The sequence below is a fragment of the Arthrobacter russicus genome, assembly GCF_031454135.1.
Classification (GTDB): Bacteria; Actinomycetota; Actinomycetes; order Actinomycetales; family Micrococcaceae; genus Renibacterium; species Renibacterium russicum.
Window position 1 is genome coordinate 1387760 of the sequence record NZ_JAVDQF010000001.1, and the last position, 25647, is coordinate 1413406.

General features: G+C 65.8%; 27 protein-coding genes and 1 tRNA gene. 9 read left to right on the forward strand and 19 right to left on the reverse strand.

Annotated elements, in window-relative coordinates:
- Window positions 1-235 precede the first annotated feature (235 nt).
- Window positions 236-997 carry a polyprenyl diphosphate synthase gene (gene uppS / locus JOE69_RS06510; RefSeq protein WP_296364199.1) on the reverse strand — a complete coding sequence of 254 codons (762 nt, stop codon included), beginning with the start codon at window positions 995-997 and terminating at the stop codon, window positions 236-238.
- A gap of 189 nt (window positions 998-1186) precedes the next feature.
- Here uppS and trhA point away from each other — a divergent pair, with 189 nt between their 5' ends.
- Window positions 1187-1879: a PAQR family membrane homeostasis protein TrhA gene (gene trhA, locus JOE69_RS06515; protein WP_309797101.1), complete on the forward strand. Its 693-nt coding sequence runs from the start codon at window positions 1187-1189 to the stop codon at window positions 1877-1879.
- Here the strand turns inward: trhA and JOE69_RS06520 are convergent.
- From JOE69_RS06520 to mca, 3 genes are all read right to left on the reverse strand, one after another.
- Entirely contained in the window at window positions 1854-3944 is a 2091-nt protein-coding gene (locus JOE69_RS06520) for a thioredoxin domain-containing protein (protein WP_309797103.1), read from the reverse strand. The genes trhA and JOE69_RS06520 overlap by 26 nt on opposite strands.
- Complete coding sequence (locus tag JOE69_RS06525; protein WP_374709681.1) at window positions 3904-4221, reverse strand: hypothetical protein; 318 nt, start codon at window positions 4219-4221, stop codon at window positions 3904-3906. The genes JOE69_RS06520 and JOE69_RS06525 overlap by 41 nt, the downstream gene beginning before the upstream one ends.
- A gap of 96 nt (window positions 4222-4317) precedes the next feature.
- Window positions 4318-5229 (reverse strand): mycothiol conjugate amidase Mca, encoded by a 912-nt coding sequence (gene mca / locus JOE69_RS06530; protein WP_309797105.1) that lies wholly within the window; start codon window positions 5227-5229, stop codon window positions 4318-4320.
- A gap of 165 nt (window positions 5230-5394) precedes the next feature.
- Between mca and JOE69_RS06535 the strand changes: the two genes are divergently transcribed.
- The gene (locus JOE69_RS06535) at window positions 5395-5817 is read left to right on the forward strand and encodes a DUF4307 domain-containing protein (RefSeq protein ID WP_309797107.1); all 423 of its coding nucleotides are present in this window, start codon (window positions 5395-5397) and stop codon (window positions 5815-5817) included.
- A 210-nt stretch (window positions 5818-6027) separates the two neighbouring features.
- Window positions 6028-6519: a transcription elongation factor GreA gene (greA, locus tag JOE69_RS06540; RefSeq protein ID WP_296363884.1), complete on the forward strand. Its 492-nt coding sequence runs from the start codon at window positions 6028-6030 to the stop codon at window positions 6517-6519.
- 33 nt (window positions 6520-6552) lie between these two features.
- Here greA and ilvA read toward each other — a convergent pair whose 3' ends face one another.
- On the reverse strand, window positions 6553-7806 hold the full coding sequence (ilvA, locus tag JOE69_RS06545) for a threonine ammonia-lyase (RefSeq protein WP_309801198.1): 1254 nt from the start codon (window positions 7804-7806) through the stop codon (window positions 6553-6555).
- A 199-nt stretch (window positions 7807-8005) separates the two neighbouring features.
- Window positions 8006-8938, reverse strand: coding sequence for an aldose 1-epimerase family protein (locus tag JOE69_RS06550; protein ID WP_309797109.1), 933 nt, complete (start codon window positions 8936-8938; stop codon window positions 8006-8008).
- 104 nt (window positions 8939-9042) lie between these two features.
- Between JOE69_RS06550 and JOE69_RS06555 the strand changes: the two genes are divergently transcribed.
- From JOE69_RS06555 to galK, 3 genes are read left to right on the forward strand one after another with little or no spacing between them, the layout of a single operon-like run.
- Window positions 9043-9834, forward strand: a complete 792-nt coding sequence (locus JOE69_RS06555; protein WP_309797111.1) for a DeoR/GlpR family DNA-binding transcription regulator — start codon at window positions 9043-9045, stop codon at window positions 9832-9834.
- A gap of 8 nt (window positions 9835-9842) precedes the next feature.
- Window positions 9843-10952 (forward strand): galactose-1-phosphate uridylyltransferase, encoded by a 1110-nt coding sequence (gene galT, locus JOE69_RS06560; protein WP_309797113.1) that lies wholly within the window; start codon window positions 9843-9845, stop codon window positions 10950-10952.
- A complete protein-coding gene (gene galK, locus JOE69_RS06565; protein WP_309797115.1) occupies window positions 10949-12094 on the forward strand; it encodes a galactokinase in 1146 nt (381 codons plus the stop codon). The genes galT and galK overlap by 4 nt, the downstream gene beginning before the upstream one ends.
- A gap of 169 nt (window positions 12095-12263) precedes the next feature.
- Here galK and JOE69_RS06570 read toward each other — a convergent pair whose 3' ends face one another.
- Entirely contained in the window at window positions 12264-13121 is an 858-nt protein-coding gene (locus JOE69_RS06570; protein WP_309797117.1) for a Bax inhibitor-1/YccA family protein, read from the reverse strand.
- A 175-nt stretch (window positions 13122-13296) separates the two neighbouring features.
- Between JOE69_RS06570 and JOE69_RS06575 the strand changes: the two genes are divergently transcribed.
- Window positions 13297-14700 carry an OFA family MFS transporter gene (locus JOE69_RS06575; protein ID WP_309797119.1) on the forward strand — a complete coding sequence of 468 codons (1404 nt, stop codon included), beginning with the start codon at window positions 13297-13299 and terminating at the stop codon, window positions 14698-14700.
- Complete coding sequence (locus JOE69_RS17895; protein WP_425545971.1) at window positions 14697-14807, forward strand: MFS transporter small subunit; 111 nt, start codon at window positions 14697-14699, stop codon at window positions 14805-14807. The genes JOE69_RS06575 and JOE69_RS17895 overlap by 4 nt, the downstream gene beginning before the upstream one ends.
- A 23-nt stretch (window positions 14808-14830) precedes the next feature.
- Here JOE69_RS17895 and JOE69_RS06580 read toward each other — a convergent pair.
- The 8 genes from JOE69_RS06580 to eno form a co-directional block, all read right to left on the reverse strand.
- Window positions 14831-14904 (reverse strand) — tRNA-Leu (locus JOE69_RS06580).
- Complete coding sequence (locus JOE69_RS06585) at window positions 14895-15314, reverse strand: ACT domain-containing protein (protein ID WP_309797122.1); 420 nt, start codon at window positions 15312-15314, stop codon at window positions 14895-14897. The genes JOE69_RS06580 and JOE69_RS06585 overlap by 10 nt, the downstream gene beginning before the upstream one ends.
- Window positions 15315-15417: 103 nt before the next feature.
- Entirely contained in the window at window positions 15418-16836 is a 1419-nt protein-coding gene (locus JOE69_RS06590) for an NAD(P)/FAD-dependent oxidoreductase (protein ID WP_296363869.1), read from the reverse strand.
- A 31-nt stretch (window positions 16837-16867) separates the two neighbouring features.
- Complete coding sequence (locus tag JOE69_RS06595; protein ID WP_374709682.1) at window positions 16868-18190, reverse strand: S8 family serine peptidase; 1323 nt, start codon at window positions 18188-18190, stop codon at window positions 16868-16870.
- A gap of 63 nt (window positions 18191-18253) precedes the next feature.
- The gene (locus tag JOE69_RS06600) at window positions 18254-19189 is read right to left on the reverse strand and encodes a Ppx/GppA phosphatase family protein (RefSeq protein ID WP_309797125.1); all 936 of its coding nucleotides are present in this window, start codon (window positions 19187-19189) and stop codon (window positions 18254-18256) included.
- A complete protein-coding gene (locus JOE69_RS06605) occupies window positions 19186-19821 on the reverse strand; it encodes a DUF501 domain-containing protein (protein WP_296363867.1) in 636 nt (211 codons plus the stop codon). Before JOE69_RS06605 ends, JOE69_RS06600 begins: the two co-directional genes overlap by 4 nt.
- A gap of 20 nt (window positions 19822-19841) precedes the next feature.
- Window positions 19842-20438 (reverse strand): FtsB family cell division protein, encoded by a 597-nt coding sequence (locus JOE69_RS06610; RefSeq protein WP_309797129.1) that lies wholly within the window; start codon window positions 20436-20438, stop codon window positions 19842-19844.
- An 89-nt stretch (window positions 20439-20527) separates the two neighbouring features.
- Complete coding sequence (gene eno, locus JOE69_RS06615) at window positions 20528-21811, reverse strand: phosphopyruvate hydratase (protein WP_296363865.1); 1284 nt, start codon at window positions 21809-21811, stop codon at window positions 20528-20530.
- Between the two features lie 158 nt (window positions 21812-21969).
- Between eno and JOE69_RS06620 the strand changes: the two genes are divergently transcribed.
- The gene (locus JOE69_RS06620; RefSeq protein ID WP_296363864.1) at window positions 21970-22605 is read left to right on the forward strand and encodes a PadR family transcriptional regulator; all 636 of its coding nucleotides are present in this window, start codon (window positions 21970-21972) and stop codon (window positions 22603-22605) included.
- A 21-nt stretch (window positions 22606-22626) separates the two neighbouring features.
- On the opposite strand, the gene JOE69_RS06625 is transcribed toward JOE69_RS06620, so the two are convergent.
- Genes JOE69_RS06625 through JOE69_RS06640 form a run of 4 tightly spaced genes read right to left on the reverse strand, consistent with a single transcriptional unit; the run spans window position 22627 to window position 25615 of the window.
- On the reverse strand, window positions 22627-23097 hold the full coding sequence (locus JOE69_RS06625) for a GNAT family N-acetyltransferase (protein WP_309797132.1): 471 nt from the start codon (window positions 23095-23097) through the stop codon (window positions 22627-22629).
- Window positions 23087-23707, reverse strand: a complete 621-nt coding sequence (locus JOE69_RS06630) for a MazG nucleotide pyrophosphohydrolase domain-containing protein (protein ID WP_309797134.1) — start codon at window positions 23705-23707, stop codon at window positions 23087-23089. Before JOE69_RS06630 ends, JOE69_RS06625 begins: the two co-directional genes overlap by 11 nt.
- The gene (locus tag JOE69_RS06635) at window positions 23707-24849 is read right to left on the reverse strand and encodes an adenosine deaminase (protein ID WP_309797136.1); all 1143 of its coding nucleotides are present in this window, start codon (window positions 24847-24849) and stop codon (window positions 23707-23709) included. The genes JOE69_RS06630 and JOE69_RS06635 overlap by 1 nt, the downstream gene beginning before the upstream one ends.
- A 31-nt stretch (window positions 24850-24880) precedes the next feature.
- On the reverse strand, window positions 24881-25615 hold the full coding sequence (locus tag JOE69_RS06640; RefSeq protein WP_296363860.1) for a DedA family protein: 735 nt from the start codon (window positions 25613-25615) through the stop codon (window positions 24881-24883).
- Window positions 25616-25647: the final 32 nt, after the last annotated feature.

The window sequence follows — 25647 nt, forward strand, 5'->3', positions numbered from 1 at the left end:
CCAGACCCCGGGTACATGCCCGGTTGCTTCTCACGTGGGGCGGTCCGGCCATGAGGCTTGGCACAGGACCAGCCTCCAAGGTGTTCGGAGCGAAGAATCGCGCAGTCACTGGCCCTCCCGACCGGCGCTCTGGGTGAGTGCCGATGAGACAAAATCTACGCCTGCAACGACGCCCACGCGGTACCCGGCAAACGGCGTGTCGGTTAACTCGGTGTGAACAGTTGCGCCGCCACGATCAGTAGCCGTAACGGCGGTGCCGCCCGGCGTAATCGCGCAGGGCACGCAGGAAGTCGACTTTGCGGAACGCCGGCCAGAGCACCTCGCAGAAATACATTTCGCTGTAAGCGCTCTGCCAGATCAGGAATCCGGAGAGCCGTTGCTCACCGGAGGTCCGGATGAACAAATCAGGATCGGGCTGGCCGGAGGTGTACAGGTAGCTGGAGATGTCCTCGGCGTCGAGTTCTTCCGCCAGCACCCCGATGTCTTTGCCCTCGGCGACCGCATCGCGCAGCAAACCGCGGACCGCGTCCACGATCTCCCGGCGGCCGCCGTAGCCTACCGCGAGGTTGATGTGCAGCTTCTCGCTGGCCGGCCGGTGCTGGGTCAACCGGATCAGCCGCTCGGCCAGATAATCCGGCAACAGCTCCGGAGCGCCCATCGCGCTGACGCTGATCGACTCGTCCGAATCCAGATGGTCCATCAGCCTGGCGATGATGCCGAGCAATTCGTCGAGTTCCGCCTTGGAGCGATTGACGTTTTCAGTGGAAAGCATGTAGATCGTGACGGTTTTGACGCCGAAGTCCCGGCACCAGCCCAGGAACTCGTGGATCTTTTCCACCCCGGCCTGATGGCCGTGGCCGGAGGAAGCATTGAATTGCTTCGCCCAACGGCGATTGCCGTCGACCACGATCGCCACGTGCGCGGGAATCTTCTGCCCTTTGAGGGATTTGACCAGCCTGCGCTCGTAGTAGTCGTAGAGCAACTGCGGCAGTTTCACCGGCATCGTCGACGCCCCGCCTTCCTCTACTTGTCCGCGTTTTACCCCGACGCGCCCCCGCACGCTCCGGTACCGGCCGAACCCTTCGTCCTCATGCGCCCACTCTAGGGTACCCGGCACGAGGCAAGACTCAGCGAATCCTCATGTTACCCAGCAGTAACTTACTTCGCCGTAGGTTAGAATTCGAGTATGGAAAGCACAGCCTCCGCAACTCTGGGCGGCACCGGCCGGCACCCCGCACCAGCACCGCCCGAGGTGAAGCCCAGCTGGCGCGGCTGGATCCATCTGGCCGCGACCCCGCTGGCCCTCGCCGCCGGGATCGTGCTGATCTGCGTGGCTCCGACCACTACCGGCAAGGTCACCTCAGCTGTATATGCCTTCACCGGAATACTCCTCTTCGGCACCAGCGCGGTGTACCACCGCGGCAATTGGTCGCCCAAGGTCAAGGCCGTGCTGAAGCGCCTGGACCACACCAACATCATGCTGGTGATCGCCGGTACCTACACGCCGCTTTCGGCGCTGCTGCTGCCCCCGGAAAAAGCCGCCCTGCTGCTTTGGCTGATCTGGTGCGGAGCGCTGGCCGGGGTGGCTTTCCGGGTGCTCTGGGTGCACGCGCCGCGTTGGCTCTACGTACCGATCTATGTCGCCCTGGGCCTCGCTTCGCTGTTCTTCATCCCGGACTTCTTCGCAGCAAGCATTCCGGCTGCGATCCTGATCTGCGTCGGCGGCGCTTTCTACATTGCCGGAGCGGTATTCTACGGAATCAAGCGGCCGAATTTCAGCAAGGCGCATTTCGGCTTCCACGAGTTCTTCCACGCATTCACCGTGGCCGGCTTCGCCTGCCATTTCATTGCGATCATGTTCGCGGTCTATACCCGCTGAGCTGTGCCTCGAGCTGCCGCAGATCCGCGGTCGGGCGCTGGCAGACCATCTTCCGGCAGACGAACGCCAAAGCTCCGGCATCCGCACGCCGGCCCTGCAACAACGGGACGGGACTGTCCAGAGCAGTGCTGGCCCTGCCGTCCGAGGCGGCGATCACCAGGCCGGGCAGCGGGCTCCGCCTGGCCACCGCGAGCATGGACTCACGCTCCGGGCCGACGACGGCGACTTCCAACGGGCCGGAAAGCACCGACTCAATCGCGGCCAAGGCAGCTCCGGCCGCTCTCGGGTACCGCACCGCCACCGGCGCCAAGCCGGCCAGAATCGATTCCGCCAGCCCCCGGTGCAAGGTTGAGCCGCTCAAGGCGGCGTAGCGGAGCAGGCTCTCGGCAAAGGCGGCAACTCCGCTGGGGGTGGCATTGTCCAGCGGATCGGCGCCTTGCCGGCCGCCCTGGGCGCGAAGCAGTTCCACGGAATCCGGCACCGCGTCGACCACTCCGTCGGCACTGACGAAGGCCTCGCAAGCGGCCAGCAGCAGGGCTTCTCCGTGGCGGTACCAGGCGGCATCGGCCGTCGCCGAAAACAGCAGGAAAAACGCTTCCGCGCACCAGGCGTGGTCTTCGAGCAGGCCGATCGCGCCGTTGCCCGGGACCCGGGACAACCGGCCGTCGCGCCAATGCGAAGCCAGCAACGCGCGTCCGCAGCGTTCTGCCGCTTCGAGGCAGCGCGGGTCGTCCAGCACCGACCAGGCTTCGAGCAGGCCGCTGATCGCGAGTCCGTTCCAACCGGCCACCGCCTTGTCGTCCAGCTCCGGCTGGCTGCGCCGGTTCCGGGATTCCAGCAGTGCGGTCCGGACCGAATCGACGAAGCCCTGGTCGGCGGCGCCGAACGCCCGGGCCGGGTGCAGCGGCACGGGTTCGTCGGCGACGTTCATCAACCCGGCGTACCGCGCACCGTCGGCTTCGCCCAGCACCGCACCGAGCTCCGCCGCGGTCCAGGTGTAAGCGGCGCCCTCGGTGAGCACGCCGTCGAGCATCGAATCAGCGTCCAGCGAGGAGGCGAAGCAGCCCGCCGGCAACGCCAATGAATCCAGCAGGAAATCGACGACGCCGCGCAGCACCCGGCGCGCCCGCTGCGGCTCGAAGTCGGCGCCCTCCGGCAACTTCAGCCAAGCGGCATAGTGCCGCAGCAGTTGCGCATTGTCGTAAAGCATTTTCTCGTAGTGCGGCAGCGACCAGTCTGCGGTCACCGAATACCTGGCGAAGCCGCCGGCCAACTGATCGAAGAGCGCCGAATCGGCCATTCCGGCCAAGCTCGCCGCGGCCATCGAACGGGCGGTCCCGGCCGCGTCCCGGTCGGTTGCGGCGTGCCGGATCAGAAAACCCAGAACCGGCGACGGCGGGAACTTCGGCGCCTTGCCGAAGCCGCCGTGCACCGGATCCAGTTGGCCCGCCAGCCCGGCCAGCGCGGCATCGAGCAGCTCCGGGCGGGAATCCGGCGCGCCGGGCAGCGAAACCACCGGGCGCACGGCCAAAGGCGTGCCCTGCAGGGTCTGCGCCAAGCTGTCCGCAGATTCGTAGACTTCCGCCCGGCGGTCCTGCCAGGCTTCGAGCACCGCGGCCAATACTTGGCGCAGCGAGGGCCGGCCCTCGCTCGGCTGCGGCGGGAAATACGTCCCGGCATGGAACGCCTGCCCTTGCGGAGTCAGGAACACCGTCATCGGCCAGCCGCCCTGACCGCTGATCGCCTGGGTTGCCGACAGGTAGACCGCGTCGACGTCGGGGCGCTCCTCGCGGTCGACCTTGACCGGGATGAAATTGGCGTTCAAATACTCCGCCAGCTCCGGGTCGTCGAAAGATTCGTGCGCCATCACATGGCACCAATGGCAGGCCGCATAGCCGATAGAGAGGAAAACCGGCTGCTCCCGGCGCACTGCCGCGGCGAAAGCGGCCTCGCCGAACGGCTGCCAATGCACCGGCTGCGCCGCATGCTGGCGGAGGTAGGCCGAAGTCTGCCCGGCGAGGGCGTTAGTGCCGGCGGGGTCCATGATCGCCGGAATCTGGGTCATTCGGCGCCCCGGCTGCCCCGGCCACCGGTTCGGCCCCGGAATCAGCCTCGCCGAAGCCGGGCTCGACCAGCTCTCCGGCCACTTGCGCCCGGTAGCGCACCCGGCGGATCCGGCGGACCATGTCCACGATCAAGAACGCCGTCAAGGCGACGACGAAAAAAGTCAACAGGAAGCCCAGGAAGCCCGGACTCACCTGGTCCTCGCTCAGTCCGGCTTTGAGCGACGGCGATTCACTCGAGCTGGAGACCGCCTCGAGCAGCTTGATCATTGGAAGCATTCGTCCATTATCCCGTGCCGGAACGCGCTATTGGAAATCCATCCGGCCGATGTCGGCAAACTTTTCGACAAGCCGTAGAAGAAATCCCCGGCCCGCTCAGCGCAATCCGGCGAACAGATCCCGCTCCGGCAGCTCCGTGGCGACCCTGGACTCGATCAAAGAATAGTCTTCCCAAGGCCACACCTTCCGCTGCAAATCGGTGGATACCCGGAAGAAGAAGCCTTCCGGATCCACCTGGGTGGCATGGGCCTTGAGCGCGCGGTCGCGGATCTCGAAATAGTCTCCGCAATCGACCTGGGAAGTGGTCGGATGCAGCTCCGGCGGCATCCCGCTGCCGTCCGGATCGGCTTCCTGGCTGGCCGCGATGAACTCCGCGTAGGGCGATTGCAGCCCGGCTTCGACCAGGGCGAAGTGCAGTGCCCGGAAGCGCTGTTGGTTGAACGCCAGATCGTAGTACAGCTTGGCTGGTTGCCAAGCGGTTCCGGTCCCGGGATAACGCTCCGGATCCCCGGCGGCCTGGAACGCTTCCACGGCAACCCGGTGCGCCATGATGTGGTCCGGGTGCCCGTAGCCGCCGTGCTCGTCGTAGGCGATGATCACCTGCGGGCGGAACTCCCGGACCAGCCGGACCAACGGCGCCGCCGCCTGCTCCAACGGCACCGTCGCGAAGGCGCCGAACGGCAACGCCGGCAACGGGTCGCCCTCCGGCAAGCCGGAATCTTCGAATCCGAGCCACCGGTGCTCGATGCCCAGGATCGCGGCCGCCCGGGCCATTTCCAGCCTGCGTGCTCCGGCCATGTCCCGCAGCGAATGCGCGTCGCCTGCCATCGCCGGATTCTGGATTCCGCCGCGCTCTCCCCCGGTGCAGGTCGCCACCATCACCTGGACGCCGTCGGCCAGGTAACTGGCCATGGTGGCCGCACCCTTGCTCGATTCGTCGTCGGGATGGGCGTGCACTGCCAGCAAACGCAGCCCGGAATCTGGTGTGGTTTCTGCTCCCTGAGCCATTCGCATTCCTTTTGCAATCCCATTTCGCCTCCGGAGCCCCGCTCCCGGAGGCTTTGCCCTCACCCGGTGCACCCAGTACCGCTCGGGCGAACTAGACTGGACATTACCGCGTGCTTCCACAGGAACCAACTGCATCGACCACAGAACGGGACCGGCGTACCTTCCATGTCCACACCGACTGCCCCCTCGGCCACCACCCTTGCCCAGCGCTACGGCTCGAAGCGGCGCAAACTCAGCCGCAAACGGAAGCTCTGGCTGATTGCCGTGGCCGCGGTCCTGGTGCTTTTGTTCATCAGCTGGCTCACCTTCGGGAAGGGCCCCACGGCCGAGAACAAACTGCTGGGCTACCAAGTGACCGATGCCACCCAGACGGTGATCGAGTTCCAGGTCAACAAGCCGGCGACGGCGACCGCGCAATGCGCAGTGCAAGCGCTCGACAACGGTTATGCGGTGGTCGGCTGGAAGGTCGTCACGATTCCGCCGAATGCGGACCAGACGGCCAATACCAGCCAACGGGTCGAACTGCGCACTGATGCTTTGGCGGTCACCGCGACCGTGGACAGCTGCTGGATCGCGAAAACCGACTGAGCCGGCTGCCCGATCCGGGGATCCCGGCGGTTGCAATTCGGCCACGAAGACACGCTGTCGGCGAACAACTCTTGGGTAATCCAGGCGTTTTGCCTACACTTGTTCAATATCTTCTCCCCGCTTGGCGAGCAGTCGGAACGAATCGACGGCGAACCTGGGCGGGGTCTTTGCTTGTAAAGCAAGCACCCAGCAACCACGAGGAGGACATCCGTGTCTACCCCTAGCGCACCAACCGCCTGGCTCACCCAGGAAGCTTTCGACCGCCTGCAGGGCGAGCTGGAGGAACTCTCCGGCCCCGGTCGCGTCGAGGTGGTCAAGAAGATTGAACAGGCACGTTCCGAGGGCGACCTCAAGGAGAACGGCGGCTACCACGCAGCCAAAGAAGAGCAGGGCAAAATCGAAGCCCGCATCCGGCAATTGACCGAACTGCTGCGCGACGCGCACGTCGGTGAATCCCCGGAGGACAACGGGATCGTCGAACCCGGAATGCTCGTGGTGGCCAAAATCGCCGGCGAGAAGACCACCTTCCTGCTCGGCAGCCGCGAAGTCGCCGGCGATACCGATCTCGACGTGTTCAGCGAAAAGTCGCCGCTCGGTGCCGCGATCCAAGGCCACAAGGCCGGCGACAAACTCAGCTACACCGCGCCGAACGGCAAGGACATCAAGGTGGAGATCATCTCCGCCAAGCCCTTCGTGGGCTGAACCTGGATCCGGCCGGGCGGCGCCCGGCCGGACTCAATGCACCACGATCGGCTGGAAGCCCTCCGCCCGCAGATTCATCAGCACCTGTTCGCAATGTTCATGGCCTTTGGTTTCCATGTTCACCGTGATCGAGACGTCACCCATGCTGATCGAACCGCCCACTCTGGTGTGGTCGACGCCGGTCACGTTGGCATCCGATTCCGCGATGATCCGCGAGATCGTGGCCAATGAGCCCGGTCGGTCATCGAGCAGCATCCGCACGGTCATGAACCGGCCGGCGGCGGAAAGACCGCGTTGGATGACTTTCAGCATCAGCATCGGATCGATGTTCCCGCCGGAGAGGATCACCGCGGTAGTACCGGGTTTGGCGCCGTCCAAGTTCAAAGTGCCGTCCAAAAGTGCCGCGACGCCCACCGCACCGGCCGGCTCGACCACCATTTTGGACCGCTCGAGCAGGAAGATCAGCGCCCGGGCCAGGGAGTCTTCGCTGACCGTGACCACATCGTCGACGAGTTCCCGGATGATCGAGAACGGGATCTGCCCGGGCCGGCCCACTGCGATGCCGTCGGCCATCGTGGAGACCTTGGTCAGCGGAACCAGCGCGTCCGCGGCCAACGACGGCGGATAGGCGGCGGCATTCTCCGCCTGCACGCCGATGATCCGGATCGGCCGGCCCAACTCGCGGGCCCGGCTCTTGATCGCCACCGCGACGCCGGCCAGCAATCCGCCGCCGCCGACGCCCATCACCACGGTTTCGACGTCGGGGATCTGTTCCAAGATCTCCAATCCGATGGTGCCCTGGCCGGAGACCACGTCGACATTGTCGAACGGGTGGACGAAGACCGCGCCGCTCTGCTCCGCATAGCGTTGCGCCTCGGCCAGCGCCTCATCGACGTTGTGCCCGTGCAGCACCACTTCCGCCCCGTGCCCCTGGGTCGCCGCCAGTTTCGGCAGCGCAACGCCGAGCGGCATGTAGATCCGCGCTTTGATGCCCAACGCTTTGGCCGCCACCGCGACGCCCTGGGCGTGGTTCCCCGCCGAGGCGGCGACCACGCCGCGGTCCCGGTCCTGCGGACTCAGCCGAGCCATTCGGACATAAGCACCGCGCACCTTGAACGAACCGGCGCGCTGCAGGTTCTCGCATTTGAAGAACACGTCCGAGCCGATCTGCCGGCCCAAGGCACGCGAGCTCTCCACTGGTGTCTTCTCCGCGATTCCGGCGAGCAATTCCTGGGCTTGGTAAATATCGTCCAGGCGCACCGGGAGCTGCGAAAGCATCTTGTCCATCTCCCCGGCATCCGCTGCCGGGCTCAGTGTCGGTTTCACGCGAGCCGTTCTTTCCCAGCTGTGCCACAGCCGTCATCCAGACCGGGAGGCCGGACTCCCGCGGGGTACCGCAGCGAGCCGGCTTCCGATAGTGGGTCAATCATTCCGCAGTCGGCATCAATTGCGAAATTCATGTTCACCAGGTGGTCATCCGCCCGGTTCAGAGCACCGATTCAATGCCCCACTCGATGCTGAAGGATTCCCCGGGCTGCAGCCAGCGCAGCCCCTCGGCACTGTTGAAAGCATTGGCCGGAGCGCTCATCGGCTCGATGGCCACGGCTTTATTCCGGCCAGGGTATCCGGACGTCGCAAATATATGCACATACAGGCATGTATCGTCCTGACGCAGGCTCACGCTCCGCCCGTCCGCAGCGCTGAGCGTGCTGCGGACCCAGCCGTCGCGGTCGGCGGCCAGGCCGGTATATGCGCGGTCCATCTCGAGCGCGGCCAGTGGCCGCCCAGCACGCAGATCCTGTTCCGCACCGACCGCGTGTTCGCCTTGCGGAATCAAGGCTTCGTCGGCACTCAAGAAACGCGTCGCCGGAACCGTCAAGGTCAAAGCGTCGGCTGGGAGATCGCCCAGCCGCAGATACGGATGTGCGCCCAGCGCCGCCGGTGCCGCGGCCGCGGACTCGTTGCGCAGGGTTTGCCGCACCTGGAGCGAGCCGTCGTCGGCAATCCGGTAGTCGACCACATGCAGCAGTTGGAACGGGTAACCGTGCTGCGGATAGATCCGCGCAGCCAGCTGCACGGCGACGTCGGATTCCGCCAGCACCGCGTACTCGGCATTCCGGAGCAATCCGTGAATCGCGTGCCCGCGGGCCACCTCGGTGATGTCCAGCTGCTGTTCCACACCGCCCAACAGCCAACGCCCGCCGGCCACCCGGTTCGGCCACGGTGCCAACGTCAAGCCGGATCCGCCCGGGGCCACCGGTTCGTGGAGCGCCGGCTCGGTGAGTTGCACTCCCGACCGGGCATAGCTGCGCAGGCAGGCAGCCAACCGGGAGATCACCGCTTCGGCACCCGCGGCGCGGATGCGGAGCATGGAGCCGGGAAGCTCAGGGGCAGCTGCTGGGGCCGGGAAGTCCTTCATATTCCCCACGCTATAACGCCGGACCCGTGCGGATATGCGAGAATCTCGAGCAATGTTATATTTTGTTTGAATAACTTATATTTTGATCGAAAGAAGGAGCGAGCATGCTGCCACCGGAACGCCACAGCCGGATCCTGCAAGCCCTCCGCGATGCACCCGCGGTGCGCGTCGCAGGCTTGGCCGCAGCACTCGACGTGAGCGAGATGACCATCCGCCGGGACATCGAAATCCTCGACGAACAGCAGCTGCTGAAGAAGATCCATGGTGGCGCGAGTCGGCTCAATGCCCTGAGTTCGATCGAGCCCGGCTTCGCCTCGAAAGCGGACCGGCAGCTGGCGGCCAAACGTTCGATCGCCCGCGAAGCCCTCGGCCTGATCGAGCCCGGCATGACGATCGCGCTCGGCGCCGGGACCACGACCTATCATCTGGCCGCCAGCCTGGGCCAGGTCGAAGCCTTGACCATCATCACAAATTCGATCAAGGCTGCCGAGGCGTTGCACCAATTGCCCAGCCAACCCGCCGTGATCGTCACCGGCGGCGAGCGGACGCCGTCGGAAGCTTTGGTCGGCCCGCTCAGCATCGCGGCGATCAGCACGCTGAATGCGGATATGTGTTTCCTGGGTGTGCACGGGGTGCACTTGCGCGGATTGAGCAGTCCGAATCTGGCCGAGGCGCAGACCAACGCGGCCTTCATCGATTCGGCGAACCGGCTCGTGGTCCTGGCCGACCACAGCAAATTCGGTCTGCGGGCCTTGTCGAGCTTCGCCCAGATCGATGAAATCGATGTGCTGATCACCGACGACGGCATCTCGCCTCCGGTCCGGGAAACCTACCAGCCACTGGTCGCCGAGATGCGGATCGCCAATGCAGTTCCCGAAACGAAGGCGGCCCGATGAATCCCGCAATGAGCAGCATCCGGCTGGCCGACGGGCGGGAATTGATCTATTTCGACGAGACGGCCCGCCCGCATCCGGAGCCGGACCAACGTCCGCTCGAGCCGCGCGCAGCAGATGCGGCCGGCGAAGTCCGCTACGACGCACTGACCGGCGACTGGGTCGCGATTGCGGCCCACCGCGGCAACCGGACCTATCTGCCGCCGGCCGACCAATGCCCGTTGTGCCCGAGCAAACCGGGGGCCGCCTCGGAAATCCCCGCTGCAGACTACGACGTGGCGGTCTTCGAGAATCGCTTCCCCTCGCTCGGTCCGGCTCTCGGGTCACTCGCCGAACATACTCCGGTCCCGCCGGTCTGGGGTACCAAGAGCACTGGTTTCGGCCGCTGCGAAGTGGTGGCATTCACCTCGGACCACCAGGGCTCTTTCGGCACCTTGGGGCCCCGGCGGGCACGCACCGTATTGGCGGCGCTGGCGCAACGCACCGCCTGGCTGAGTGCGCTGCCCGGGATCAAACAGGTTTTCCCCTTCGAAAACCGGGGCAAAGACGTCGGCGTGACCCTGCACCACCCGCATGGCCAGATCTACGCCTACCCCTACCTGACGCCGCGCGCGACGGTCATGGCGGAAGCCGCCGCGAAGCACCACGAGCGGTCCGGGCAGGTGCTGCTGGAGCACATCCTGCACGCGGAGCAGGAAGCCGGCGACCGGATGGTGCTGCAAGGCGATCACTTCAGCGCTTTCGTCCCGTTTGCCGCGCATTGGCCGCTCGAAGTGCATCTGGTGCCGCACCGGCAGGTCGCCGACCTGGCCGGGCTGTCCGGCCCGGAACTCGATGAGCTCGCGGTGCTGTACCTGGACCTGCTGCACCGTTTGGACTCGGTCTACGATTCGCCGACGCCTTACATTGCAGCGTGGCACCAGGCTCCGGTCGACCCCGGCCTGCGTGCCGTGAGCCGGCTGCATCTGCAGATCACCTCGCCGCGCCGGTCCGCCGACAAACTCAAATTCCTGGCCGGCAGCGAGGCGGCGATGGGTGCATTCATCAACGACAGCACGCCGGAGCGGATCGCCGGACAACTCCGCGAAGCCGGGCGGCTCCAGCAAGGGAGTGGGTCATGAGCCGCGTAGAGTCGGTGCAGCAGGCTTTCCGGGAGACCTTCGGGATGGCTCCGGAAGGCTGCTGGCAAGCCCCGGGCCGGGTCAACCTGATCGGCGAACACACGGACTACAACCAGGGCTTCGTATTGCCCTTCGCCATCGACCGGCAGGCCGTGGTGGCCCTGCGCCGGCGTGCGGACGGCCGGGTCCGGTTGGCCTCCGCGCATCCGGCCAGCAAACCGGTGGCCGGCCGGGTCGCCGACGCCGGAGCCGCCCGGGGCTGGTCCGCTTATCTGCTCGGGGTGGTCTGGGCGCTGCAGCAACGCGGCGTCGAGGTACCGGGCTTCGACCTGTTCGTCGACTCGACAGTGCCCACCGGAGCCGGCCTCTCATCGTCGGCCGCGCTCGAATCCGCCACCGCTCTGGCTCTGAACGAGCTGCTGCAGGCGGGACTGAGCCGGGAAGAGCTGGTGCTGGTCGGCCAGCATGCGGAAAACGATGTGGTCGGCGCGCCGACCGGGATCCTGGACCAATCCGCGTCGCTGCTTTCCGAAGCGGGCCATGCGGTTTTCCTGGATTGCCGCAGCCGGGAATCCGAGCCGGTTCCGCTGGATCTGCCCGGGGCCGGCCTGGTCATCCTGGTAGTGGACACCAAGGTCTCGCATGCGCACGCCGACGGCGGTTACGCGGACCGGCGGGCCTCCTGCGAACGCGCTGCGGCGGCCCTGGGCATCGCTGCACTGCGCGACCTGGAGCCGGCAGATCTGCCCCGGGCGGAAAGACTCCTGGACCAGGAGACCTTCCGCCGGGCCCGGCACATCGTGACCGAGAACGCCCGGGTGCTGGAAACCGTTTCGGTGTTGCGCTCCGCTGGCCCCGGCGAAATCGGCGGGATCTTGGACCGCAGCCACCGCTCGATGCGCGACGACTTCGAGATTTCCAGCCCGGAACTGGATCTGGCCGTGGCCACGGCCCAGGCCAACGGCGCGTTGGGGGCCAGGATGACCGGCGGCGGCTTCGGCGGCTCCGCGATCGCCCTGGTCCGGGAGCCCGACGCCGGCAAGGTTGGTGCGGCGGTGGAAGCCGTCTTCCGCACCGCCGGCCTCGCCGCGCCCGATGTCTTCGAGGTGCTGCCCGGGCCCGGTGCGCAACGGCTGGTCTGAGCCGAAGTCTGCCGCGCAGGTCCCGCGCCGCTGTTTTTGGACAATGCCGGGGAAATTTCGGCGGCATTGTCCAAAAACGGCGGCGCCAGCCGAATCGCCGGTTGGAACCAGCTACGCGAAGAGGGGCCCCGCCGTCAGCGGGGCCCCTCTTCGGATGCGGTTCGGTTAGCTAGTTATTCCCTCTGAGCAGAGCCAGGATCCGCAGGATCTCGACGTACAGCCAGATCAAGGTCACGGTCAGGCCGAAGGCCGCAGACCAGGAGTACTTGGCCGGCAGGCCGTTTTTGACACCCTGCTCGATCGAGGTGAAGTCCAGGATCAGCGAGTAGGTGGCCAGGCCGACCGCGAAGATCCCGATGATCACGCCGAGCGGAATGCCGAACACCATGATGCCCCGGGCCCCCCAGGGGCTCGCCATGCCAGCGAACATCACCAAACCGATGTTCACCAGCGAGAAGATCGCGTAACCGCCCAGGGCGATCATGAAGAACCGGGTCATCTTCGGCGTGGCGCGGAACTTGCCGCTCTTGTAGAGCGCCAGGGTCAGGCCGAACACGATCAGCGTGCCCAGCACGGCTTGGAACACGATGCCGCTGAAGCGAGCTTCCAAAACTCCGGAGAGCGCCCCCAGGAAGAAGCCTTGGAACAGGGCGTAGGCCAGGATCAAAGCCTTGGACGGTTCCTTCTTGAACGCGTTGACCAGGCCCAACACCAAGCCGACGATCATTCCGGGCAGCAACAGGATCGGGAACACCCAACCGACCGCGGCGCCGACGACGACCAGGCCCAATGTGCCCAGGGTCTTCATCAGCACATCGTCATACGTCATCCGGCCCATCTGGGCGTTCGACGCCGGCGGCTGGTTGTACATCCCCTGCAACTGCTCCGGCGTGTACACCGGCGGCGGAGTTGCGTATCCCGTCTGGCCATAGCCTTGTGCAGCGTAGCCTTGCGGCGCCTGCGGCACCGGGGGCTTGTCGCTGAAGTTCTTGTTGTTGGCAAAGACCGGGTTTCCACCGAATGCCATATTCGTCCTCCATTTCGGGCGAGTGATCTTTCAACCCTAACAAGTCCAACGGCGCCGACGCACCCGAAGTTCCTCACAATATGGCTAATATTCCGGGTTTCCGGGCTGGTAGGGTGCAGAATCTGAGGTAGCAATCGCCGTCGTCGTGGCAATGTCTTGGCAAAGGAGCCGAACTGTGAGCGCTTTAGCCGTCTTGGACCGAGTTCCGTGGCTGGAACGGTCCCGAACCATCGCGCCGCCCGGCTTCAACCGCTGGTTGATTCCGCCCGCCGCGCTGGCCGTGCATTTGTGCATCGGACAGGCCTACGCCACAAGCGTCTACAAGACCGCGTTGGTCAAGCATTTCGGCGTGGGGCAGACCGAAATCGGCATCATCTTCTCGATCGCGATCGTGATGCTCGGGGTCTCTGCAGCGGTCTTCGGCACCTGGGTGGACCGGGGCGGTCCGCGCAAAGCCATGGCGACCGCGGCCTTGTGCTGGACCGTGGGGTTCCTGGTCGGCGCGCTGGGCATCTTCACCGGCCAGCTCTGGCTGGTCTACCTCGGTTACGGCGTGATCGGCGGAATCGGCCTCGGCATCGGCTACATCTCGCCGGTCTCCACCTTGATCAAATGGTTCCCGGACCGGCCGGGCCTGGCCACCGGGATGGCGATCATGGGCTTCGGCGGGGGCGCGCTGATTGCGAGCCCGCTCTCCAGCTTCCTGCTCCAGGCCTATGATCCGGGGTACAACTCTTCCGCGTCGTGGATCCCCTCCGGCAACGCCGTCGGGCTGCTTTTCCTCACCCTGGCCGGAATCTATTTCGTCTACATGATGCTCGGCGCCACGTTCATCCGGGTGCCGGCGGAAGGCTGGCTGCCGAAAGGCTTCGATCCCGGCAAGGTGAAGCAGAAGGCGCTCGTGAGCAATGCCAATGTCTCCGCCAAAAATGCGATCAAGACGCCGCAATTCTGGCTGCTGTGGGTGGTGTTGTTCTGCAATGTCACCGCGGGCATCGGGATCCTGGAACAGGCATCACCGATGATCCAGGACTTCTTCCGGAACGCTTCGGGCAATTCGGCGGTTTCCGCCTCAGTGGCCGGCGGATTCGTCGGGCTGCTTTCGCTCGGCAATATGCTCGGCCGGTTCGTCTGGTCTTCCACCTCGGATCTGGTCGGGCGCAAGGGCATCTACATGGTCTACCTGGGCTTGGGCGCGGTGCTGTATTTGCTGCTGACCACTGTGGGCTCGTCCGCGACCTTGGTCTTCGTGCTGCTCGCCCTGGTGATCCTGAGCTTCTACGGCGGCGGCTTCGCCACGATCCCGGCCTATTTGCGGGATCTGTTCGGCACCTACCAGGTCGGCGCGATTCACGGCCGGCTGCTGACCGCCTGGTCTGCCGCCGGCGTCGCCGGGCCGCTCATCGTGAATGGGATCCTGGATTCGCAGGGCAAACCCGGAACCTTGATGGCCAGCGACTACCAGCCGGCGCTGATCACCATGGTGGTCCTGCTGGTGGTCGGCTTCGTGGCGAACCTGCTAGTCCGCCCGGTGGCCACAAAATTCCACGAACCCCCGGCAGTCAAGGAGTCAGCATGAAATCCTCATCACCCGTGGTCTTGGCCCTGGCCTGGCTATTGGTCGGCGCACCGTTGATCTACGGCGTCGTGCAGACGCTGAGCAAGGTCGCCGCGCTGTTCCAGTGAATCGCGGACCGGCCCTTTTGCGGTACCCCAGGTGGGACTCGAACCCACACTGAACAGATTTTAAGTCTGCTGCCTCTGCCGATTGGGCTACTGGGGCGCAGCGTCAATCGTAGCTGATCGCTGCACGGCCCGCAGAACCGCGAGCGCATCCTGCGCCCTGGCCACCGGCACCAGCAAATGGTCGTGGTAGAAGCCGGCCAGCACATTGCAACTGATCCCGGCGTCGGCGAGCGCGTTGCTGACCGCCGCGGTCAACCCGACGGCCGCCAACGCCGAATGCACCCGCAAGGTGATCCAAGCGGCGACGAAATCGTAGCCCAGGCCCTGCGCGTCGGCGTCCTCGCGGCGCAGCACCGCAGTCAGGCCCTCCGCCTCCCGGATGGTCGCCTCGGCCCGGTTCGGCTGCCCGGACCCTGCCTCGGCTCCGGTGCAATAGACGAACTCCCCCGGCCGTTGCTCCGCCTGCATACCGGCCAGCAAAACCTGCAGATCCTTTTCCGCCGCCATGAGAACCACCTTTCGACTCAACCGTAGCCCCAGATCCGGCACCCAATCTTGAGCAGAAACACTTCTGCCCCGCATTGGCCAGGCAATGCGGGGCAGAAATCGGTTACTTGGCCGGTTCGGGAACCTTGGCTGGTTCGGGCACCGGCGCGGCAGCAGCCTTGGGTGCCGGAGCAGCAGCTGCCCGGAACGCGGCACGCGGCTGGTCCAAGTCCATCAACTCGGCGATGTCGCGGCCCATCAGGACGCTCAGGATCCAGTTCCAGATCACCCGGACCTTGCGTTCGAAGGTCGGCATGGCCAGACCGTGGTAGCCGCGGTGCATCAGCCAGGCGATCGGTCCGCGGAAGCCGACCTTGCCGACTTTGGCGACGCCCTTCCACAAGCCGAGACCGGCTACCGCACCCAGTGTGGTGTGCTTGTAGTCCACCAGCGGCTTGTCCCAGCGCGAAGCCCAGAGGTTCTTCGCCAGCCGCTTGGCCTGGCGCAGCGCGTGCTGCGCATTCGGCACGCAGAATCCGCCCACTCCGCCACCGGTGAGATCCGGCACGGCAGCGACGTCGCCGGCCGTCCAGGCGTTTTCCAGCGGTCCGAACTCGCCGGTGATCCGCAGGTCGGCGCCGGCTTTGATCCGGCCGCGCTCGTCGATCGGGAAATCGGTGCTCTTCGCGACCGGGTTCGCCTGCACTCCTGCGGTCCAGATCAGGGTGTCGGTCTCGAATTCGTCCGCAGCGGACTTGTCCGGCATATTGATCAGCTTCAGGCGGCCGTCGCTGGCATCGGCGAGCGAGGTGTTCAAGAGCACCTCGATATTCCGCGAACGCAGGTGCTCGACGACCCATTCGGCTTGCTTCTCGGTGACCTCGGGCATGATCCGGCCCATCGCCTCGACCAGCACGAAACGCAGCTCTTTGACGTCGATCCGGGAATTCTTGCCGGCCAGGTTGCGCGCCAGATCTTCGAGCTCACCGATGGTCTCGACGCCGGCGAAACCGCCGCCGACGACGACGAAGGTCAAGGCCCGCTTGCGCTTGGCCGGATCGGTCATGGTCGAGGCCAATTCGATCCGTTCGATCACCTGGTTGCGCAGCGCAACGGCTTCTTCGATGGTCTTCAGACCGATTCCCTCTTCGGCCAAGCCGTTGATCGGGAAGGTCCGGGTGATCGCACCGGCGGCCATCACGATGTCGAAGTACGGGATCTCAAAAGCCGGGCCACCATCAGCGGGCTGCACCGTGGCCTTGCGGTTCGCGTGATCGACCTGGGTCACTTTGCCCTGGATGAACTCGGTCTCCGGCAAGTGTTTCCGGAACGAGACGACGGCGTGCCGGGGCTCGATGCTGCCAGCCGCCACCTCGGGCAGGAACGGCTGATAAGTCATGTACGGCAGCGGGTCGACCAGGGTGACGATGCCACCGGAATTGGCGATCTTCTTCTGCAGCTTGAAAGCGACGTACAGACCAACGTATCCGCCGCCGGCGATCAGGACGCGCGGGCGGTCTTGGAGCTGTGGTTTGGTTGCCATAGGACAAGTCTAACCCACTTTGTGAAAAGATTCACGAAGTATTACCGGATGCCTCTTCCGCCTTGAACCTGCGCCGCAGGAGCAGCAAATGCAGGGTTCCGCCCAACACCACCAGAAGCAGCAAAGCGCCGAACCCGAGCACCAGGGCCGCGGGCAGTCCGGAATCCAGCTCCGAGGGCGGCAGCGCCACCGGAGTGGTCGGCGGTGGCACCGTAGGGGTGGGCGTCGCCGGGGCGCTCGGTTCCGGCGCCTGCGTCGGCGGCGGGGCGTCCGCCCGGCGGTGCACCGTGATCCAGTCCTGCAAACTTCCGGTCAGTTTGAACAGCGGATTGACCGTGGCCAGTGGCACCACGGCGTTCAACGCGGCATCGGCGTCCACCACGCCCCAGCCATAGAGGTTGTTCGGGACCGGGTCGCCTTTCGGTTTGGCGGTCAGGATGATCCGGTTGATCACTTGGACCGCGGTCATGCTCGGATACTTCGACCGGATCAGGGCCGCGACCCCGGCGACGATCGGCGCCGCACCGCTGCTGCCATCCCAGTCGGCATATGCGTTTCCGGGCAATGCGCCGACCAGCTTCTCCGCGGCGGCGGACACCGCGATCGTGATCCCCGGGGTCGACGACGACTGGCTGACTTCGCCGGCCCGGTTCAACCCCGCGACGGCTACGACCCCCGGGATGGTTGCCGGAGCGCCCACCTGGCCCTGCCCGGAACCGCTGTTCCCGGCCGCAGCGATGATCACCACGTCACGCTGCTCGGCATAGAGGAAAGCATCGTCCCAGCTTTGCGGCCAGATCGTCGAGCTGCTGCTGAGCGACATGTTGATCACTTTGGCGCCGTTGTCCACCGCCCAACGGACCGCAGCCGGGATCTGTTCGTCGATGCTCTTCCCGGCCGGGTTCGGGCTGCCCAACCAGGTCGACACCGTGAGCAGCTCGGCTTCCGGCGCGACGCCGACCACGCCGTCGGGCTTCGGGCTGTCTCCGGGCGCGCCGCCGTTTCCGCGGCCGGCCAGGAGCGAAGCGACCAAGGTGCCGTGCGCCGGCTCCTTGCCGACGCCCTTGGTCCCGTCCGGGCTGCCGGCACCGGAAACATCGGTGCCGCCGACTACCGCGCCGGCCAGATCCGGATGCGAAGCGTCGACTCCGCTATCGATCACCGCGACCTTGACTCCGGCGCCTTTGCTGCTCTGCCAGGCTTTGGTGATCCCGTAATCCTCGAGCCAGTATTCCCGGTTCCGGAGCTCATCCGCCTGTGCCGGAGCCGCGGTCAGCATTGCGCCGAACAGCGCCAGTACCAAAAGGGGCGCGGCGGTAAAGCGCATCGTCGCCGTGCGGACAGTACTGGCCATGGGGTGGAGCGCCCTTCCCATTGGGGATAGTGGATGCTGCTGGAGAACCCTCGGTAGTGCCGGTCAGCGGATTCCCAACGCGATTCCGTCTAGAATATCGTGCTCGCTCGTCGTCGCCTGGGTGATCCGCCCCCCGGAGAGTCTGTTCAACTCGACCAGGATGGTCCGCCACAACAACGACCCGGCACCGATCACGTCGACTCGGCCGGGGTGCATGTAGGGCAATTCCGCCCGGCTCTGCCGGTCCATCGCGAGCAATGAATCGGCCGCTGCCTCGAGCCGCTCCAAGCTCACTACTGCGCCATGGATCGCATCCGGCAAATATCGCGGCAGTTCCAACGCATGCGCGGCCACCGTGGTGACCGTCCCGGCGACCCCGATCACCCGGCTCACCGAGGCCAAAGGGACCTCGACTGCCACCGAGGCGATGATCCGTTCCGCCTCGTCCCGGGCGGCAGAAACTTCGGCGGCCGTGGGCGGATCGCTGCGCAGATAGCGCTCGGTGAACCGTACACAACCCATGTCGACGCTTTTCGCAGCGCTCACCCCGTGCCGGTTTCCGACCACGAACTCGGTACTGCCGCCGCCCAGGTCGACCACCAGGACCGGGTCTTCAGCCAGATCGGCCAGCACGCTCGCGGCACCGGCAAAGGAGAGCGCCGCCTCTTCGGTGCCCGGCACCACATCCGGCAGCACCCCGAGGCGGGCCTGGATTCCGTCGATGAAGAGCTGCCGATTGCCGGCATCCCGGGTGGCCGACGTGGCCACGAACCTGACCCGCTGCACGTTGTGCTGCTGGATCAACGCGGCGTACTCGTCGACCGCGGCGAAGGTGCGTGCCAGGGCTTCCGGGGCGAATTCACCCCGGGCATCCACCCCTTGGCCCAACCGCACGATCCGCATCTGCCGCTCCAGGTCCCGCAAGCCGTCGCCGTCGGGTTCGGCGATCAGCAGACGGATCGAATTGGTGCCGCAATCGATCGCGGCCACGGCACTCATGCGCCGTCCCTGCCCGGTTCGGAATCCCGGTTCAGCACCGAATAACCCTGGTTCTGCCTGCGGACATGCCGGCTCAAATCACGGCTCGGTACTTCCGCAGCGATGTCCCAAGCACCCGCGCAGGAGCAGCGCTCGGCAGTCCACCATGGCGCGATCAACTGCAGCGTTTCGTCGCCCAGCGGGTTGCTGCCCGGTCCGGCAGCCAAGGCGTGCCCGACCAGGACATGCAGGCATTTGACCCGTTCGGGCATCCCGCCGGCGGAAATCCCGTCGATCTCCGGCACCGGGCCGGTGCCGGCCCGCGCACCGATTTCCGCCCGGGCCGCGAGATAGGCTTCATGGGCCCGCCGGTGTGCTGCGGCCAGCTCCGGATCCGCGGCCAGGCGGTCGTTCATCCGGTTCATTTCGCCATCGGCCTCGATCCGGGACACCGCCGCGGTGACCACCGGGTGGGTGAGGTAGAACGTGGTCGGGAATGGAATGCCGTTGCTCAGCCGCGGCGCAGTCGCGGCGACCAGCGGATTGCCGCAGACGCAGCGAGCCGAAATCGCCACCACATCGCGGACCGGGCGGCCCAACTGCAAACTCAACGTATCCAAGTCCGCAGCAGTAGGCGTCTGGGCACTGCTCACGCGGTATTACTCCTCAAATCTCATTCGTTGGCTGATCGGGTGATCGACTGCCATAAACCGTCCACCCAGGGCAGGCCTTCGGGGTTGACGCTGGTGCCGGGTTGTTCCGGCGTCGCCGGCGCGGCGTCGCCGCCATAAACCCAATAGCCGGTTTCACCGGGCATCATCATGCTAACCCGATCCCGCGCCTGCTGTTTGATGTAGGCCGGATCGGACCACTTCGAGAGGTTGTCCTTGAGGTCCTGCTGCTGTTGCTGCTTTGCCGCGATATCGGCTCGCAGCGCGGCGATCTCGGAGCGCTGCTGCAAAAAGGTGTTCACCGACGGGGTGAGCATCACGGTCACGGCGAGCAGGACCACGATCAGCGCCACCAAACGACCGGAGAAAGACTTTGCCGCGACCGGCTCGGCGGCGGCTTTCAAACCTGCCGGTTTGGAACCGCGTGACGCCCCGGCCGGCTTCGATCGGGGCGCTGCGCCGCGGCCCGTGCCGGCGGCCGCCGCCGCAGCGGTTTCCGCGGGCTTGGCCCGAGCGGTTTCCGTCTGCCCCGCCGATGCCTTGGGCACCGCTGCTTTGGGCACTGACCCCTTGGGCACTGGGGGGCGTCGGCTGGGCATGTGAGACCTTCCTGGAAAACACCGGCCGGAAAACACCGGGCCTGGTTAAGCTGTCTCCAGCTTAACCAGGCCCGGTCGGATCTCAGCGGCTATTTGGCCGTGAAACGCGGAAAAGCCCGCGTCCCCGCGTAACGCGCGGCGTCTCCGAGGTCTTCTTCGATCCGCAGCAGCTGGTTGTATTTGGCCACCCGGTCGGATCGGGCCGGTGCGCCGGTCTTGATCTGCCCGGCATTGGTCGCCACCGCGATGTCCGCGATCGTGGTGTCCTCGGTTTCGCCGGAACGGTGCGAGGTGATCGTGGTGTAGCCGTTGCGCTGGGCGAGCGAAACCGCGTCCAGGGTCTCGGTCAGCGATCCGATCTGGTTCACCTTGACCAGGAGCGAGTTGGCGGTGCGGCTGTCGATGCCGCGCTGCAGCCGCTCCGGGTTGGTCACGAACAAGTCGTCGCCGACGATCTGGACCTGATCGCCGATTTCGTCGGTCAGCGTCTTCCAGCCTTCCCAGTCGTCCTCGTCCAACGGATCTTCGATGGAAACCAACGGGTAGTCCCGGACCAGTTCGGCGTAGTACGCGCTCATTTCGGCCGCGCTCTTGCTCTGCCCTTCGAACTGGTAGGCGCCGTCCTTGAAGAATTCGCTCGAAGCGACGTCCAGGGCCAGCGCGATGTCGGTTCCGGGGGTGTAGCCGGCGCGCTTGATCGCTTCCAGGATCAGGTCCAGCGCTGCCCGGTTGGACGGCAGGTTCGGCGCGAACCCGCCCTCATCGCCCAAGCCGGTGGAGAGGCCCTTTTCGTTGAGCACCTTCTTGAGCTCGTGGTAGACCTCGGCACCCCAACGCAGGGCTTCGCCGAAGCTGGGCGCGCCCAGCGGGACCACCATGAATTCCTGGATGTCGACGTCGGAATCCGCGTGCGAACCGCCGTTCAGGATGTTCATCAAGGGGACCGGCAGCACGTGGGCGTTCGGCCCGCCCAGGTAGCGGTACAGCGGCAGGTCGGCGGAGTCGGCAGCTGCGCTGGCCACGGCGAGCGAGACGCCGAGGATCGCGTTGGCGCCCAACTTGCCCTTGTTCGCGGTGCCGTCCAGATCGATCATGGTCTGGTCGATCAAACGCTGGTCCGTGGCGTCGAACCCTAGCAACGCCGGGGCGATGGTGTCGATTACCGCGTCCACCGCGTCCAATACGCCCTTGCCCTGGTAGCGCTCTTTGTCGCCGTCGCGCTTTTCGACCGCTTCGAACGCCCCGGTGGAAGCACCGGAGGGAACTGCGGCGCGGCCCACCGAACCGTCGTCGAGCCCTACCTCGACCTCGACCGTGGGGTTGCCACGGGAATCCAGAATTTCACGGGCATGGATGGCGTCAATGATGGCCATATGAGGGCTCCTCGAGCGTTCAAGTCGACTGCTGAATAAGGACGACGACGGCGTCTGACTAAGCCTAACGCCTTAAGTTCGCGAACTACTTGACGTTACGAACATAGCGATATATCGTTGACGTATCGCGACATTGCGATTTACAGAAAGATAGATCAATGAGAAACCATGAAGACCAACATCGCAGCCATCATGATCCACGTCGGATGGGTCCGGAGGGCCATCGAGAAGACCGTCGCAACCGGCGGGACGAAGGCTTCGGCCCGGACTTCCCCGGCGGCCGTCGCGGCCCGCACCGCGGACGCGGCCGAGGCGCCGGATTCGGCCCCGGCTTCGGTCCCGGATTCGGCGGTGGACGGGCCCAGAAAGGGGACGTCCGGAACGCGATCCTTTCCCGGCTGAGCGATTCCAGCTACAACGGCTACGGCCTGATGAAAGCCATCGCCCTACATTCGGACGGCGCCTGGCGGCCCAGCCCGGGCTCGGTCTACCCCGCCTTGTCCGGCTTGCAGGCCGAAGGCCTGATCGTTTCGGTCGGTGAAGGCCGGCGCAGCGAATTCGAACTCAGCGAGGCCGGCCGCGCCTATGTGGCCGAGCACCAGGAAGAGCTCGCCGCAGTCTGGGAAGAAGTCCGCGAAGAAGCCGGCGCAGCGCAGGATCTGCGCCTGAGCATCGGCAAACTGATGGGTGCCGTGCAGCAGATCAGCGCCGACGGCACCGAAGACCAACTGCGCACCGTGACCGCTTCCTTGGACGAAGCCCGGCGCACCATCTACAAACTGCTTTCCGAGTAATGCCCGGCGACTCGCCCAGACTCAGAGCCCGAGCTTCATGCCCTCGTGGCTGGCCACGAAACCCAGCCGTTCGTAGAAATGATGGGCCTCGACCCGGGATTTATCAGTAGTCAGCTGCACCAGGGCACAACCCCGGCGCCGGGCCTCCTCGATGGCCCACTCGATCATTGCCGAACCCAAACCGGTTCCGCGCGCTGATTCGGCCACCCGGACGGCTTCGATCTGGGCCCGCAACGCCCCGCCGCGGGCAAGTCCGGGGATGAAGCTCAATTGAAATGTGGCAACTACCCGGCCGGCCGATTCGCCGACCAGCAGCAATTGGCCCGGGTCGGCATCAATAGCTTCGAACGCCGCAAAATAGGGCGCCAGTTCCAAGCTCTCCCGGCTCCTGCCCAACGGGTCATCCGCCAAAAGCACCACTACGCCGGCGACGTCGGCCGATTCCGCTCGCCGGAAGGACACCCCGGCTGCCGAGAACAGTTCAGCCGGCATGCTCGGCCTGGAACCTGCGGACCGCACCGCGCAGCGCCCGTTCCGCGTCCAGCTCGGGATTGGCCCGGAGCAACTCGAACAGCGCATCGCCCAACTCGGTCTCGGTAACCTCGCCGGCGGCCGCAACTCCCCCGGCCCGGCGCAGCGTCTTCTGCGCCAGGGCAAGCGCCGGCAAGGACGCCGGGATCCCCTCGAAGCGTCCCCGCTCCGGATTCTCGGCGGCCTTGACCTGTTGCCACTTCGCCACAATCTCGGCGACCGAGGCGGGGAACTCATCCTGCAGGCTGCCATCGGCGCGGAACACATGCGGATTGCGCCGGATCATCTTCCGGGTGAGTCCCTCGACCACGTCGGCGATGCCGAACTGCCCCTGCTCCTCGGCGAGCCGGGCGTGCAGTACCACTTGCAGCAGGACGTCGCCGAGTTCGCCGCGGAGCTCGTCCGGCGGCAAACCGGTTTCCACGGCTTCGACCACCTCGTAGGTCTCCTCGATCAAGTACTCGATCAGGGACTCATGGCTCAATGCCGCCATCCACGGGCAGTGTTCGCGCAACGCGGCGATCACAGCCACCAAGCGGTCGAAACCGTCCGGCATGGGTCCCTGCGGCATCAGCGCAGCGCCGTGTAAGCCTCGGTGATGTAGTCGACCAGCGCTTCGCGCTCTTCCAAGGGCAGGAACGCGGCCTCGGCGGCGTTGAGCGTCAGGGCGAGCAAATCGTCGAGGTCGTATTCGAAGGCCTCCACCAACAGCTCGAATTCGCTGCTCAGCGTCACTCCGCTCATCAACCGGTTGTCGGTGTTCACGGTGACCCGGAACCCGGTTTGGAACAGCAAGTCGATGGGGTGCTGCTCGACCGAATCGCCCCAAGCCGCGATCGCTCCGGTCTGCAGGTTCGACGACGGGCAGAGCTCGAGCGCAATCCCCCGGTCCCGCACCCAGGACGAGAGATGGCCCAGAGTCACCATGCCGAGATCGGCTTCGTTCGCTTCATCGGGGCTGAACTCGACCTCGATGTCTTCGGCGATCCGCACGCCGTGGCCCAAGCGCAGCGCACGGCCGTCGACCAGCGCGGATTGGATGCTTTCCAACCCGGCGGCCTCGCCGGCGTGGATCGTGGTCGGGAAGTTCTGTTCCGCAAGATAGGTGAAAGCCCCGGCGAACCGCGACGGCAGGAAACCGTCCTCGGCCCCGGCGATATCGAAGCCGACTGCACCGCGGTCCCGGAACCGGACGGCGAGCTCGGCGATCTCCTGGCCCCGGTCGGCATGGCGCATCGCGGTGATCAGCTGGCCCACCTGGATGTGCCGGCCGCTCTCCTCGACCGCGGCGATCGCTTCTTCGATCCCGGCCTGCACGGCTTCGACCGTCTCGTCGAGGCTCAGCCCCTTGGCCAGGTGCTGCTCTGGAGCCCAGCGCACCTCGCCGTAGACCACGCCGTCGTCGGCCAGGTCTTCGACGAACTCGCGGGCCACCCGCTGCAGGCCAGCACGGGTCTGCATCACGGCGACCGTGTGGTCGAAGGTCTCCAAGTAACGCACCAGCGACCCGGAATCCGCCGAGTCCCGGAACCAGGCGCCCAGCGCCACCGGATCGGTCGAGGGCAGCTGGTGGCCGATCTCTTCGGCCAGCTCGATGATCGTGGCCGGGCGGAGGCCGCCGTCCAAGTGGTCGTGCAGCGAGACCTTCGGCAAGCTGCGGATGTCGAACGGCACATCGGCGGAAACTGGGTTTGCAAACGCTTCGGTAGTCACGGGCACAACCTTACTGGATTCGGGGATCGGCTTAGGGGGTCCGGGGGCTGGGTTCGCTGCCCGGGAGCGGAACCACCGGGGCATCCGGGGCCTCCGCCGGTTCGGCGGGCAGGCTTGCGGCCTTTTCCGCCGCAGCCTTCTGCGAGCGCTTGTCCAGCCACTTGTGCAGCAGTTTCATCAGGTGGTCCACGATGAATCCGATGACGATCGCGAAGACGATGGCGATGCCGACGCCGAGCAGGTGGTTGTCCTTGATCCAGCTTCCGGCGAAAGTCCCGATGCCGACGCCGTAGGCGGCCCAGGTGACGCAGGCAATCGCGTCCACCACCGCGAATTTGCGCCACGGGTACTGGGTGGCGCCGGCGGTGAAATTCACCGCCACCCGGCCCACCGGAATGTAACGGGCGGTCAGGATGAGCACCGCGCCGCGCTTGTCCAGTTCCATCCTGGCCCATTCGAAAGCCTTGGCCACCTTGGGCCGGCGCATCCACTTGAATCCGGCGGTGCCGATCCCCCGGCCCATCCGGTACGCGATGTTGTCGCCGATGATTGCACCGATCGCGCCGCCGGCCATGAGCAGCCAGACGTTCGGCTCCCCCGTGCTCAAGGACACTGCGGCCAAGGCCACGATCGCGGTTTCGCTGGGCAGGAAAAGGAAGAATCCGTCGATCAAGCAGAACAGCGTCACCAACGGGATGACCCACCATTGGCTGGCCGAATGGGCGATCATCTCATTGAGACCGCGAAACAGTTCTATGAAGTCCACAGGGGACCGCTCCTTGCGCTAGTGCGGGGTTG

Coding starts and splice junctions, on each gene's coding strand:
- galT (WP_309797113.1), top strand. CDS start 9,843: ATGAGCAGCATCCGGCTGGCCGACGGGCGGGAATTGATCTATTTCGAC.
- JOE69_RS06570 (WP_309797117.1), bottom strand. CDS start 13,121: ATGGCATTCGGTGGAAACCCGGTCTTTGCCAACAACAAGAACTTCAGC.
- JOE69_RS06590 (WP_296363869.1), bottom strand. CDS start 16,836: ATGGCAACCAAACCACAGCTCCAAGACCGCCCGCGCGTCCTGATCGCC.
- galK (WP_309797115.1), top strand. CDS start 10,949: ATGAGCCGCGTAGAGTCGGTGCAGCAGGCTTTCCGGGAGACCTTCGGG.
- JOE69_RS06630 (WP_309797134.1), bottom strand. CDS start 23,707: ATGCCGCAGGGACCCATGCCGGACGGTTTCGACCGCTTGGTGGCTGTG.
- JOE69_RS06535 (WP_309797107.1), top strand. CDS start 5,395: ATGTCCACACCGACTGCCCCCTCGGCCACCACCCTTGCCCAGCGCTAC.
- JOE69_RS06625 (WP_309797132.1), bottom strand. CDS start 23,097: ATGCCGGCTGAACTGTTCTCGGCAGCCGGGGTGTCCTTCCGGCGAGCG.
- JOE69_RS06520 (WP_309797103.1), bottom strand. CDS start 3,944: ATGACCCAGATTCCGGCGATCATGGACCCCGCCGGCACTAACGCCCTC.
- JOE69_RS06595 (WP_374709682.1), bottom strand. CDS start 18,190: ATGGCCAGTACTGTCCGCACGGCGACGATGCGCTTTACCGCCGCGCCC.
- ilvA (WP_309801198.1), bottom strand. CDS start 7,806: ATGGACAAGATGCTTTCGCAGCTCCCGGTGCGCCTGGACGATATTTAC.
- JOE69_RS06555 (WP_309797111.1), top strand. CDS start 9,043: ATGCTGCCACCGGAACGCCACAGCCGGATCCTGCAAGCCCTCCGCGAT.
- JOE69_RS06610 (WP_309797129.1), bottom strand. CDS start 20,438: ATGCCCAGCCGACGCCCCCCAGTGCCCAAGGGGTCAGTGCCCAAAGCA.
- mca (WP_309797105.1), bottom strand. CDS start 5,229: ATGGCTCAGGGAGCAGAAACCACACCAGATTCCGGGCTGCGTTTGCTG.
- JOE69_RS06550 (WP_309797109.1), bottom strand. CDS start 8,938: ATGAAGGACTTCCCGGCCCCAGCAGCTGCCCCTGAGCTTCCCGGCTCC.
- eno (WP_296363865.1), bottom strand. CDS start 21,811: ATGGCCATCATTGACGCCATCCATGCCCGTGAAATTCTGGATTCCCGT.
- JOE69_RS17895 (WP_425545971.1), top strand. CDS start 14,697: ATGAAATCCTCATCACCCGTGGTCTTGGCCCTGGCCTGGCTATTGGTC.
- JOE69_RS06620 (WP_296363864.1), top strand. CDS start 21,970: ATGAGAAACCATGAAGACCAACATCGCAGCCATCATGATCCACGTCGG.
- JOE69_RS06525 (WP_374709681.1), bottom strand. CDS start 4,221: ATGCTTCCAATGATCAAGCTGCTCGAGGCGGTCTCCAGCTCGAGTGAA.
- trhA (WP_309797101.1), top strand. CDS start 1,187: ATGGAAAGCACAGCCTCCGCAACTCTGGGCGGCACCGGCCGGCACCCC.
- JOE69_RS06600 (WP_309797125.1), bottom strand. CDS start 19,189: ATGAGTGCCGTGGCCGCGATCGATTGCGGCACCAATTCGATCCGTCTG.
- JOE69_RS06585 (WP_309797122.1), bottom strand. CDS start 15,314: ATGGCGGCGGAAAAGGATCTGCAGGTTTTGCTGGCCGGTATGCAGGCG.